12 protein-coding genes and 1 riboswitch are annotated in these 11,380 nt (G+C 41.3%); of the genes, 7 read left to right on the top strand and 5 right to left on the bottom strand.

Annotation, left to right across the window (positions count from 1 at the left end; genetic code table 11):
- Positions 1-285: 285 nt before the first annotated feature.
- Positions 286-388: riboswitch (TPP riboswitch) on the top strand.
- A 97-nt stretch (positions 389-485) separates the two neighbouring features.
- Positions 486-1,061: an energy-coupled thiamine transporter ThiT gene (gene thiT, locus BA1_RS17230; RefSeq protein WP_008361708.1), complete on the top strand. Its 576-nt coding sequence runs from the start codon at positions 486-488 to the stop codon at positions 1,059-1,061.
- A 92-nt stretch (positions 1,062-1,153) separates the two neighbouring features.
- Positions 1,154-1,342, top strand: coding sequence for a hypothetical protein (locus tag BA1_RS18905; protein ID WP_082194767.1), 189 nt, complete (start codon positions 1,154-1,156; stop codon positions 1,340-1,342).
- Here the strand turns inward: BA1_RS18905 and BA1_RS17225 are convergent.
- Positions 1,302-1,856, bottom strand: coding sequence for a GNAT family N-acetyltransferase (locus BA1_RS17225; RefSeq protein ID WP_008361706.1), 555 nt, complete (start codon positions 1,854-1,856; stop codon positions 1,302-1,304). The two genes, BA1_RS18905 and BA1_RS17225, sit on opposite strands and share 41 nt — an antisense overlap.
- A gap of 157 nt (positions 1,857-2,013) precedes the next feature.
- On the opposite strand from BA1_RS17225, the gene BA1_RS17220 reads away from it, so the two are divergent.
- From BA1_RS17220 to ftsW, 3 genes are read left to right on the top strand one after another with little or no spacing between them, the layout of a single operon-like run.
- Positions 2,014-2,652 carry a DUF1232 domain-containing protein gene (locus BA1_RS17220; protein WP_008361704.1) on the top strand — a complete coding sequence of 213 codons (639 nt, stop codon included), beginning with the start codon at positions 2,014-2,016 and terminating at the stop codon, positions 2,650-2,652.
- Positions 2,653-2,666: 14 nt separating this feature from the next.
- A complete protein-coding gene (gene rodA / locus BA1_RS17215; protein WP_008361702.1) occupies positions 2,667-3,821 on the top strand; it encodes a rod shape-determining protein RodA in 1,155 nt (384 codons plus the stop codon).
- A gap of 5 nt (positions 3,822-3,826) precedes the next feature.
- On the top strand, positions 3,827-4,960 hold the full coding sequence (ftsW, locus tag BA1_RS17210) for a putative lipid II flippase FtsW (protein WP_412096214.1): 1,134 nt from the start codon (positions 3,827-3,829) through the stop codon (positions 4,958-4,960).
- A gap of 30 nt (positions 4,961-4,990) precedes the next feature.
- Here the strand turns inward: ftsW and BA1_RS17205 are convergent, their stop codons facing one another.
- Together BA1_RS17205 and BA1_RS17200 are read right to left on the bottom strand one after the other, a co-directional pair.
- On the bottom strand, positions 4,991-6,538 hold the full coding sequence (locus BA1_RS17205; protein ID WP_008361697.1) for a flotillin family protein: 1,548 nt from the start codon (positions 6,536-6,538) through the stop codon (positions 4,991-4,993).
- 11 nt (positions 6,539-6,549) lie between these two features.
- Positions 6,550-7,080 (bottom strand): NfeD family membrane protein, encoded by a 531-nt coding sequence (locus tag BA1_RS17200; RefSeq protein ID WP_008361696.1) that lies wholly within the window; start codon positions 7,078-7,080, stop codon positions 6,550-6,552.
- A 204-nt stretch (positions 7,081-7,284) separates the two neighbouring features.
- Here BA1_RS17200 and BA1_RS17195 point away from each other — a divergent pair, with 204 nt between their 5' ends.
- A complete protein-coding gene (locus tag BA1_RS17195; protein WP_034739928.1) occupies positions 7,285-7,773 on the top strand; it encodes a DinB family protein in 489 nt (162 codons plus the stop codon).
- A 40-nt stretch (positions 7,774-7,813) separates the two neighbouring features.
- On the opposite strand, the gene BA1_RS17190 is transcribed toward BA1_RS17195, so the two are convergent.
- Together BA1_RS17190 and betB are read right to left on the bottom strand one after the other, a co-directional pair.
- Positions 7,814-9,022 carry an iron-containing alcohol dehydrogenase gene (locus BA1_RS17190; protein WP_008361692.1) on the bottom strand — a complete coding sequence of 403 codons (1,209 nt, stop codon included), beginning with the start codon at positions 9,020-9,022 and terminating at the stop codon, positions 7,814-7,816.
- Positions 9,023-9,044: 22 nt separating this feature from the next.
- On the bottom strand, positions 9,045-10,514 hold the full coding sequence (gene betB, locus BA1_RS17185) for a betaine-aldehyde dehydrogenase (RefSeq protein ID WP_008361690.1): 1,470 nt from the start codon (positions 10,512-10,514) through the stop codon (positions 9,045-9,047).
- 206 nt (positions 10,515-10,720) lie between these two features.
- Between betB and cudC the strand changes: the two genes are divergently transcribed.
- Positions 10,721-11,278, top strand: a complete 558-nt coding sequence (gene cudC / locus BA1_RS17180) for a choline uptake/conversion transcriptional regulator CudC (RefSeq protein WP_008361688.1) — start codon at positions 10,721-10,723, stop codon at positions 11,276-11,278.
- The last annotated feature ends 102 nt before the right edge of the window (positions 11,279-11,380 follow it).

The raw sequence follows: 11,380 nt of genomic DNA, 5'->3' as shown, positions 1-11,380 counted from the left end.
TAGTTTTCAAAGATCATTTTCGTTATCGCTCAGAGGCGACTTTATTAATATAACATTCTATCAAGATGAAGTCAATAACTTTTTTCTCGAATGTTATTTCTCAACCGCGCTGTTTCAGCGGCGAATACAAATATAACACCTTTTGAAATAAGAAACAAGTATTTTCTCTAAATAATTTATTTTTCCTCATTTCTTTCTATATATAGATATAAAAAGTGATTCTCTCAGTAATTCACTATTGTTGATCCTGTAGGTCTTTAGTATATTTATAATAGATTGAAACTAAATAACCGCAGGGGGAGCTTTGTGCTGAGAGTGAACAATTCGTTGTTCTGACCCTTTGAACCTGTCAGTTAATACTGAAGTAGGAATGTGGAATCACTTGCATACATGCACTGTATCCAAGCCGATATGTTTTTCTATGAATCACATACTCATCCTGACATGGTCTCTCCTTGCACAATTCGTGAAAAGGGGATTTTTTTATGCAGAAATCAAATCAATTAGTACGACTGATGGAGATCGCCATCATGACTTCTCTTGCACTTGTATTAGATTATTTATCAGGTCTCTTTTTAAGAATGCCGAACGGCGGGTCAATTGCGCTGATCATGATTCCTGTTATTCTCATGTCTATTAGATGGGGAGTGTCTACTGGGTTTATCATCGGGGTGTTAATCGCTGGACTACAGCTGATGAATAGTCCTATCATCGCCACACCTGTACAAGGATTCCTCGATTACTTTGTCGCATCTGTAGTGATTTGTTTAAGTGGGCTATTCTCAGGATCAATTAAAAAAGCCATTCTGGATAAAAAACGAAAGAAACAATTCTTCTATATTGTCCTAGCTGTATTTGTCGCCAGTTTTTTCAGACTGCTGACGTTCTTTATATCAGGCGTTGTTTTCTTTTCTCACAATGCACCAAAAGGAACGCCGGGCTGGGTGTATTCTTTAGTTTATAACAGCACATATATGGTTCCTTCATTTATTATTTGCAGTATTGTTCTTTGTTTACTCATCCCTAGTGCGTCTCGTTTGGTTTTTCCTCAACAAAAATAACCTGGCTTTTTCAGCAGGTTATTTTTTTATGCATAATTTTCTGCTCTATTGAATCTATTAATAGTAGAAGATTTTAAGCTGGAGGTGCGCCAATGAGTCCTTACTCCATTATGCTGTGCTGCTATATTCTTAGTCTTGCCTACTTTTTGGCCAGTTTCTATGAGGCATTAAAAATAGCAGCTGTGAAAGGAAAAGTAGAGGCTGCTCCTTTTATCTCTTATATTTTACTCGCCACACTTTTTACTTTTTTCTCTCATTATTACTGGAAGCTGACGATATAATTCGGTGTACATGATCATTTAGTACAGACAGTTCCCATCCATACCCAATTTCCTCATGGTTCTCACCAGCCAGCTCGAATTGGCTGGTGACGACAAAACTAGGTTGAAGCTTTTGATAAAATTGCTTCGCTGAATTCTGCTCAAATACCCAGAGCAGCATATTTTGATAGCCTTTCTTTATTAAATAATCCACACCTTTTGCAATCAGAGCCATGCCCGCTCCTGATTTCTGTTTTCGCTGCAACAAATAGATGGCATAAAGCTCACCATCATATATTGAATAGCGCTCATCACGCTGTTTTCCAAAGGAAGCAAAACCAAATACTCCGTCCGCATCTTCTGCGACAAATGTGCCTTCAAGCGATCTGCTTCTCCAGCTCTCTTCCCGCTCCTCTACATTTAAAGCATCCAAATACGCCTGCGAAATAATGCCGTGATAAGTCGTTTGCCAGCTTTTCACATGAATCTCGGCGATTTTAGGAATATCACTATGTACTGCATGTCTCACCTTCATCTACGCCACCCCTTCTAGCAGTTTCCTATCCTATATTCATTATAATAAGTTTCTAATGTATAAAATTCAATTCGTTGACAATTTGTCAACACACCTTTATATTGGGTACGACTTCTTCTATTAAAAAGTTGATACATATGAAAGGGTGAAATAAAAGATGGAGTGTAAGACAACCGAGCTTCGGCAGCTCTTAAAGGAACAACTACAACTACGTTCTCTCTCATTAAGAGAACTCAGCACACAAACAGACATTGATAAAGCGACACTTTCTAGAATAATGAATGGCAAAAGAAAACCGACTTTGAACCATTTACAGCGGCTTTCAGATGCTCTAAACATTTCTTTAGATCGACTATTGGCCGCTGCTGGATTTCCCATTAAAAATGAGAAAGTTCACGGTGATACGTTCATTCAAGCGGTAGAAGAGATCGAAAGAACACTGAAAGATCATGATGTCTATGACGGTACATTCAGCGAGGAGAAATTGAAACAGAAGCTAAATGCATACGAGACCTACAGTCAATCAGTCGAGGGAAAAGAAACGATCTCAGCAAAGTTTGAAAAAAAGATGGACTCAATAAGCGGCGTTGGGCCATTTCTTGATCAATTGAAAAGCATGTACAACTCTTTCATGAGCGGCCGGGGTACTTCTCGTGAATTGATGTTGATGGGAGGCGCCCTGCTTTATTTCATTATGCCCGTTGATTTAATACCAGATTATATTTTTCCGATCGGCTATATTGATGACGCTGCAGCAGTGCAGGTCGTATTAAACCAGCTGACAAATAGGTCATAGCAGGTGACGGAGACATGAAAAAACAGAACGGCATTGACTTCGTATTATTATTCACTGTCATTTGTTTCTTTGTGATCAGCCTGCTGGCTGTGTATAGCGGATCGGGACAGTATGAAACGCAAGATATGTTTTATTTCGTCAAAAGACAAATTTTCTGGTATATCGTCGGTTTTGGCCTCATGGCGGCAGTTGCTTACTTTGATTACGAGCTGCTTGAGCGTTTATCTTTTCGACTATTTGCAGGTGGTCTCTTCCTCATCATTCTCGTACATTTTTTTGGAACGAATCAAAATGGCTCCCAAAGGTGGATCAGTTTTGGCTCCATTAAAATTCAGCCATCAGAATTTATGAAAATTTTTGTCATTCTCCTGTTAGCGGCTGTTTTAAATCGATACAAACATGAGCGCTTTACATTTAAGGAGAGCATGATTCCTACAAGTAAAGTCATCTGCTGGACCGCTGTCCCTTTTTTCCTGATTTTAATTCAGCCAGATTTAGGGACTGCACTTGTGATCTTGTCTATCGCTTTTACACTGATACTTGTTTCAGGAATTTCAAGTAAGATGATCGCTGCATTAATGGCCGCTTTTCTCGCGCTTCTTGCATTTTTGACCTACTTGCACAATGAACATTTTGAGCACTTTACAAAAGTAATTAAACCTCATCAGCTTGACCGCATTTATGGGTGGCTCTCTCCAGATGAATTTGATTCAACTTATGGATATCAGTTGAATCAAGCGATGCTCGGCATTGGGTCAGGGCAATTATCAGGAAGCGGGTATACGAAAGGAAATCAAGTACAAGGTGGAAATATTCCTGAGGCCCATACAGATTTTATATTTGCAGTCATTGGTGAGGAGTTTGGTTTTATCGGCGCTTCCCTATTGATTTGTTTGTATCTTATGATGGTCTATCGAATGATTCATGTGGCTATGCATGCGAATACCCTTTATGGGCTGTACATATGTGCTGGTGTGGTTGGACTGATCGTCTTTCAAGTCTTCCAAAACGTAGGAATGACAGTAGGTTTAATGCCTGTGACGGGTCTTGCACTTCCATTTATCAGCTACGGCGGCAGTGCGCTTTTGACCAATATGATGGCCATTGGGCTTGTATTTAGTGTCAATCTGAGGTCGTCATCCTATATGTTTGGACGCAACTGGGATTGAGGGTGATGTCATTGATTCTTTCTCACCTCAAAAAAATCGACCACATTCTTGCTGGGACGATCGTTTGTCTTTGTTTATTTGGTTTACTCATGGTTTACAGTGCGAGTTATCCTTTAGGTGAAATGAAGTATGAGCAAGGCAGCTATTTTTTCATGAAACAATGGCAATGGCTCTTGATTGGGTTATTCTTTTTTATCATTGCCGCTCTTTTTCCTTATCACGCTTATCGTAAATGGATACGATGGCTTGTCATGCTGTCAATGTTATGTCTCATCATTGTCCTGCTTCCAGGGATCGGCGTTGTCAAAAATAATTCACAGCGGTGGATTCATATTGGTTCTCTTATGATCCAGCCGTCTGAGGCTGTGAAATTAGTGATGATCCTCTATTTTGCCTATGTGTATGCAAGGAAACAAGCATACATCACATCCTTTAGAAAAGGGGTGCTGCCTCCGCTCATTCTGTTAGGTCTAGTTTTTTTATTGATCTTAAAGCAGCCTGATTTAGGTACGGCGGTATCTATTTTATTAAGCTGTGGCATCGTCTTATTATGCGCTGGGCTAAACATGCGCCACCTCATTTTTCTAGGAACGACCGCTGCGGCAGGGATTACCTTTTTTGCTGTGACAGCTCCTTATCGTTTGAAACGGCTCACCTCATTTCGTGATCCTTTTCAATATGAGGATGGGGATGGCTATCAGCTGATTCATTCATATCTCGCCATGGATTCAGGCGGGCTGACCGGGAATGGCTTAGGCGGGAGCATTCAAAAATTAGGTTTTCTTCCTGAAGCCCACACAGATTTCATTATGTCCGTCATCAGTGAAGAGCTGGGATTCATGGGGGTATCGTTTGTGATTGGCGCATATCTTCTCATTATGTATCGCGCCGTCCGAATCGTTCGATCATTGCAGGATCCGTTTGGAAAGTTGTTAACGGTCGGTCTCACTTTTCAAATCATGCTTCAAGCAGGCTTTAATCTAGGGGCTGTATTTGGACTTCTCCCCATTACAGGCATCCCCCTTCCCTTCATTAGCTATGGCGGGTCCTCATTAGTGTTCATGATGATAACCGCAGGCATTCTTGTGAATCTTTCTTCTTATATAAAAAGACCAAAACAACAGGCTCAAGCAAAATAGACACCTTCTATCAGAAGGTGTCTATTCATTTTATTCTTCTATTTGACGATCAGCTGCTTCTTTTTTTCTTGGCTGCTTGATTTCATTTGTCAGTTCCTGAATGCTTTGCTTCACATTCCCTTTGCCAGAGAAGTTCTCAATAATTTCTTTGACATCAATCCCAGAGGATGCTTTCAGGCTTTCTTGCAGACTGGACATGAGGTTTGTGGCATAGCCTGTGACTTTATTGGCGCCGCTGCCTTCCCCGTTACCGCCCGTATCAACAACTGTAATTTTATCAATGTTAGAAAGTGGTGCAGATACTTGCTTCGCATATTCAGGAAGCATTTTCACAATCATATCAAGGATCGCTGCCTGACCATACTGTTCGAATGCTTCAGCAATTTTCTCTTTCGCTTCGGCTTCTGCAAGTCCTTTTAACCTAATGACTTCTGCTTCTGTTTCCCCTTTTGCACGATCTGCTTCCGCTTTGGCAAGCCCATCAATACGAACTTTCTCAGCTTCTGCTTTCGCCATTGCTTCAATGCTGTATTTCTTCGCATCTGCTTCCGCAAGACGCTTTGCTTTTTCAGCAGCAGCTGATTGTTCAACAGCATAACGATCTGCATCGGCTTTCTTTTTCACTTCGGAATCATATTGACGTTCACGACGCTGAATCTCTTTTTCTTCCAATTCAATTTGCTTCTGACGTTCGATGATTTTGACTTGCATTTCTTGTTCCGTTACGTGCTGACGGTTGCGAGCTGTTTCTAGATCGTAAGCTTGGTCAGCGCTTGCTTTCGCTGTATCTTGTTCACGTCTAAATTCCGCTCGTTTCAATTCATTGATTTTTTCCGCCTCTGCGATTTCGGTCGCACGCTCAAGCTCAGACTTCTTCGCATCTTTATCTGCTTCAGCACGTTTGATACGTGTTTCTTTATCTGCTTCGGCTGTTGCAATATCTGCATCTCGCTTCACTTGGGCAATTCTTGGCTTACCTAGGGATTCTAAATAGCCATTTTTATCTCGGACATCTTTGATCGTAAAGGAGACAATGACAAGACCCATTTTCGCTAAATCTTGAGAAGCGACACGTTGTACTTCTTGAGAAAATTTCTCTCTGTTCTTATAAATCTCTTCAACTGTCATTGATCCTAGGATCGAACGCAGATGACCTTCTAGAACTTCTCTTGCTTCATTTTCACGGTCTTCTTTTGTTTTACCTAAAAACTGCTCTGCAGCAGTGGCGATTTCTTCAATTGATCCGCCAATTTTGATGATTGCCGTTCCGTCGGCCATCACAGGTACACCTTGCTCTGTATATACTTCAGGAGTGGAAACATCTAGTTTGCTAGATAGTAAGCTGAGCGGCTCTGCTTGTTGAAAAACAGGAAGTACAAAAGTACCGCCGCCTCTGACAATCTTAATCTTATTTCCACCTTCATCCACATGGACATTTTTACTTCCTAGATAACTCCCTGTGACGATCAACGCTTCATCAGGACCTGCCGTCCGATATTTTGTTACAAATACGCCAATAAGTGCAATCAGAATCACAAGGACAATTCCAATAATAATTAAAATGGTTGTTCCTGGCATAGCATTCCCTCCTAGATTTCTTCATTTGGTATGACAGATAAAACGCCTTTGTTCACTTCGACCACAAGCACGCGGGTTCCATATGGAATCTCCTCTTGGTCGAAACTGATGGCCGGCTTTGAGATTTTCCCGCTATTACTAATTAACAGCACTTCTCCAAACCCGTCTTTTGGGACTGATACAATGATCTCCCCAGTTCTTCCTTTTAAATCGGCTTCAGTATATGAAAGAGATTCTTCAGCAGAGGAAAGCGGGACTAACACAAATACATGTAAACAGGTCACAAGGACCACTGCGAGAATGGCAGATAATACTGCGCCAAAACCGCTTCCTACGATTGCTGTTTTCTCAGAGATAAAACCACCAGCCGAGAAAAATGTAAGAAATGCGAGGATCAATGTCGGTTGAAGGAATGGAACAGGGATCGCTTCAAACAAGCCATCAAATACATCACCGAAAAAGACGAAAACAAGTGTCAGGATTCCTGATATCATCAATATGTATAAGTACAGCGTCTGAAGAGGCAGCCCGAATATATCCATCTTCCTCACCCTTTCTTTATGAAATGAACAGCCTTTGTTTCATGTAGACGACACTCACCTCCAGTGTATTGCTTCTAACAGGTAATACGAACCACTTTTGTAAAGGTTTCATATTTCATCACAATTCCTCAAAGGAATTCTCGGGAAGCTAAAGAATGATTGTCATGTACCATTATGATAAAATTTGATCTTGAGGTGATGGAAATGAGTTTATTACATGATGCAAGACAAGAATTGTGGCAAGAACTGCAAGGGTTAAACGAAGAACAATTAAACCAAAAATTATCTGATGATACCTGGAGTATTCAAGAGGTGGCAGATCATTTAAAGAAAATGGATTTAGTTGCAGCAAAGCATCTAGCTGCCGAGGGAAAAAAAGCACCGATCAAAGAATATGAGCCAAAACCGGTAGAAATGGCAGAACATCGTTCAAGAAAGGCCACTGCACCTAGTATTGTTGCACCTGAGCGTAAGCATGTGACGCCTACACAATTAAAGGATGAACTTGATACAGCACGTGAGAAATTAAATCAAATTTTATCAACGTTTACGGAGGAAGATTTCAAACGAGTGATTGCACATCCTGTGTTTGAAGAGCTTTCACTGAAGCAATATCTTGATTTTATCGGCGCACACGAAAAACGCCATATTCATCAAATCAAAGAAATTAAAGAAATTAAAGAACAGCTATAAGATGTAAAAAAGACTCCCTTTTGGGAGCCTTTTTTCATTGTTACACTGTTTTAGGTGTTAGGTTAAAGCAGCGAGCGTAAATCCAGTTGTATGCTTTTTCGTTGAGGTCTCTTGGGTTTCCAACGGTTTGCGGATCTTTCATTGCTTCTTTAGATAAACGGTCGATCATATCTTTTGGTACACCTTGTTCTTCTAATGAAGGAACTTCTAGGTCTTCCACTAAATCATACATCCAATTCACTGCTGCTTTAGCTGCTTCCTCTGTTGACATTCTGCTTGTATCAATACCGAATGCTTGCGCAATTCGAGCGAATTTCTCTGGGTAGCCTTTCCAGTTATACTCCATAACAGGTCCCATCATCGCCGCTACACATTGACCATGCGCTACAGGAATAATGCCTCCGAGTGTTTGACTCATCGCATGGGCAGCGCCAGCTGATTCACTTCCATAGGAAAGTCCTGCAAGCATTGCAGCTTGTGCCATTCCGTATCTTGCTTCTAAATCCTCTCCATCCGCAAAGGCACGGCGAATGTAATGAGCAGCATATTCAATGGCCATAAGTGCCACAGCATCCGTAATCGGCTGAGCAAATTTCATTGTATAGCATTCGATAGCGTGTGCAAGCGCATCAATTCCGGTCATTGCCGTCACATGAGGCGGCATGGATACATGAAGCTCTGGATCAATCACTGTGAGGTGAGCGGCAATAAGTGGTCCACCTGTATTGAATTTGAACTCCCTTTCTTCATCTGTAATTACTGCCCACTGCGTGACCTCTGAACCTGTACCTGCCGTTGTCGGGATTGTTGTTAATGGAGGAATTCTATTTTCAAGCGGTTTTTTCCCCTCTGCCGCTTCGTAATCAAGAACTGAACCTTCATGAGTCGCTTCTACACCGATGGCCTTCGCTGTATCCATTGAGCTTCCGCCACCAACTGCGACTAATCCATTACAGCCTTCTTTTTCATATAACGCAGATCCTTCATTCACTAGGCGTACTGGCGGGTTTGGCTCTACTTTATCAAATAGGACCACATCAATTTGTGCCTCTTTTAATGAAGCAATCACTGGATCTACAACGCCCGCTTGATAAATACCAGGGTCCGTTACAAGCAAGACCTTTGAAACGCCGTATGCTTTCACTTCTTCTCCAACATGTTTCACCGCACCAATACCATGCTTGATCACAGTCGGGATTTCAAATGTATGGAATTTTTGCATGCTTTCAATTTTCATATTTAATGTCATGTTCAATCTCCTCCAAATCATTTTATTTAAACCAATGAACTGCTTCTGGTTTTGTGTTTCTATATACATGTTTCAATTCGGTATATTCTTCAAGACCCGTACGTCCTAACTCACGTCCAAGACCTGATTGCTTATATCCACCCCACGGTGCTTGAGCAAAATAAGGATGGAAGTCGTTAATCCAAACAGTGCCTAATCGTAGCTGACGAGCGACCCTTTCCGCTTTTGCGATATCTGAAGACCATACTGCTCCTGCTAATCCATAGATCGTATCATTTGCAAGCTCGGTCACTTCTTCTTCTGATCGGAAGGATTCGACGGTCAGTACTGGGCCAAAAACTTCTTCCTGTACAATCCGCATATCTGATGTACAGCCTGAGAAAATCGTTGGCAAGTAGAAAAATCCATTTTGAAGCTCCTCTGCATCAGGTCGTTTTCCGCCTGTTTCTAATCTTGCGCCTTCTTCTAGACCGATGCTGACGTATTTTTCTACTTTTTCTCGATGCTCAGCTGAGATGAGCGGTCCGCTCTGGGTTCCTTCATCAAAGCCGTTGCCTAGCTTGATTTTTTTCGTACGCTTCACCAGTTCTTCTAAAAATTCATCATGAATGGATTCTTCGACTAACAAGCGTGAACCCGCTGAACACACTTGCCCTGCATGGAAGAACACAGCATTCATTGCCTGGTCAACCGCTACGTCTAAATCAGCATCTTGAAACACAATATTCGGATTTTTCCCACCAAGCTCAAGAGCGATTTTTTTCACATTCCCACTGGCTCCCTGCATGATTTTCTTGCCAGTTTCAATACCGCCTGTGAACGAAATTAAGTCGACTTGGTCGTTAACAGCAAGTTCATCGCCAACTGTTGCCCCTGGTCCAAGGACTAGGTTTGCAACACCTGCCGGAACGCCTGCTTCTTCCATGAGTTTGAAAACTTTAATCGTGGTTAGTGGTGTAATTTCACTTGGCTTTAATACGATTGTATTTCCGGCTGCAAGCGCAGGAGCGATTTTCCAGCTCGCTTGAAGCAACGGATAGTTCCAAGGAGTGATTTGACCGCATACACCGACAGGCTCTCTGACTAATTCACTTTTTGAATTTGGAATAGGCGATGCAATGATTTCCCCGCCATCCTTATCAGCAAGCCCTGCATAATATTGGAACACATTTGCAATATCGTCCATATCTGCTTTACTTTCTTCTAATGTTTTGCCAGTATCAAGTGATTCTAATCTGGCTAATTCATCAAGGTCTCGTCTAATCAATTCAGCAATCTTAAAGACAATATTTCCTCTTTCAAGTCCAGGAAGATTTGCCCAATCTCCTTGATCGAAGGCTTTTCTTGCTGCTTTGATGGCTAGCTGCGCGTCATTTCTTGATCCTTCACTGACTGTCGCGATCACTTCTTGATTAAATGGATTGATGATATCTCTTGTGTCGCCACTCTTAGCGCCAACCCATTGTCCATCTATAAATAGTGTTTGACTCATAGAAGGAACCTCCTCTGATTCTCTTTGGTAAGTTTGTTAAATAAAAATTTAACGTTTTGAACATAATTAACTTAACATGTTCAAATTTTTCTGTCAAAGGGAGATATGCTTCATTTATTTTGACATTTTGCATTCTTTCGTTAACATATAGTCCATAAAGATTTTTTTGAACGTATTGAATTCTCTTAATAGAAAGCAGGGACAAGATGAAAAAGCAGGAACAGCCACAAGCAGAAGATCGTATTTTAGCGGCGAAAGATCTAGTCATTGATTCCATCGCTGAAACAATGGATCTCTATGGCATTACTAGAAGTGCGGGTATTCTGTATGGGACGATGTATTTAAATGAGGAAATGACGCTGGATGAAATGCGTGAAGAGCTGCAAATGAGTAAGCCTAGTATGAGTACAGGTGTGAAAAAACTGCAAGACATGAATATTGTCAAAAAGACCTTTCATCGCGGCCGAAGAAAACACAGCTTTGTTGCTGAAAAAGATTTTTTTAAGTTTTTCATGAACTTTTTCCCGCAAAAATGGGAACGAGAGGTCGAGGTCAATCTAGCAGCGATTGAAGAAGCGCAAGAGCGCCTTCAAGATGTGGCTCTTGATGAGCAGGCGGAGGAACACGAAAAAGAGGAAGCCCAGCAGCTCCTTGAACAGCTTGAGAGCTCAAAAGCCTATTATGACTGGCTTAGAAGATTAGCCCATTCTGTTCATTCCGGGGAAATCTTTGATTATATTCCGATCGATCAGAAAGAAAAATAGACAATATGATTGCATTTTACAGCTTGAAGTTTACAGAAGGATTGATTATAATAAGTTATGTCGTAACACTTCGGGGCATTAGCTCAGCTGGGAGAGCGCTAC

It is taken from the genome of Bacillus xiamenensis, from assembly GCF_000300535.1.
Taxonomy (GTDB): Bacteria; Bacillota; Bacilli; order Bacillales; family Bacillaceae; genus Bacillus; species Bacillus xiamenensis.
Note: the sequence above shows the minus strand (reverse complement) of the source record. Positions and strands in the feature narration are given on the sequence as shown.

Excerpts from the sequence above, each read along its gene's own strand:
- thiT (WP_008361708.1), top strand. The coding sequence starts at position 486 with ATGCAGAAATCAAATCAATTAGTACGACTGATGGAGATCGCCATCATG.
- BA1_RS18905 (WP_082194767.1), top strand. The coding sequence starts at position 1,154 with ATGAGTCCTTACTCCATTATGCTGTGCTGCTATATTCTTAGTCTTGCC.
- BA1_RS17225 (WP_008361706.1), bottom strand. The coding sequence starts at position 1,856 with ATGAAGGTGAGACATGCAGTACATAGTGATATTCCTAAAATCGCCGAG.
- BA1_RS17220 (WP_008361704.1), top strand. The coding sequence starts at position 2,014 with ATGGAGTGTAAGACAACCGAGCTTCGGCAGCTCTTAAAGGAACAACTA.
- rodA (WP_008361702.1), top strand. The coding sequence starts at position 2,667 with ATGAAAAAACAGAACGGCATTGACTTCGTATTATTATTCACTGTCATT.
- ftsW (WP_412096214.1), top strand. The coding sequence starts at position 3,827 with ATGTCATTGATTCTTTCTCACCTCAAAAAAATCGACCACATTCTTGCT.
- BA1_RS17205 (WP_008361697.1), bottom strand. The coding sequence starts at position 6,538 with ATGCCAGGAACAACCATTTTAATTATTATTGGAATTGTCCTTGTGATT.
- BA1_RS17200 (WP_008361696.1), bottom strand. The coding sequence starts at position 7,080 with ATGGATATATTCGGGCTGCCTCTTCAGACGCTGTACTTATACATATTG.
- BA1_RS17195 (WP_034739928.1), top strand. The coding sequence starts at position 7,285 with ATGAGTTTATTACATGATGCAAGACAAGAATTGTGGCAAGAACTGCAA.
- BA1_RS17190 (WP_008361692.1), bottom strand. The coding sequence starts at position 9,022 with ATGACATTAAATATGAAAATTGAAAGCATGCAAAAATTCCATACATTT.
- betB (WP_008361690.1), bottom strand. The coding sequence starts at position 10,514 with ATGAGTCAAACACTATTTATAGATGGACAATGGGTTGGCGCTAAGAGT.
- cudC (WP_008361688.1), top strand. The coding sequence starts at position 10,721 with ATGAAAAAGCAGGAACAGCCACAAGCAGAAGATCGTATTTTAGCGGCG.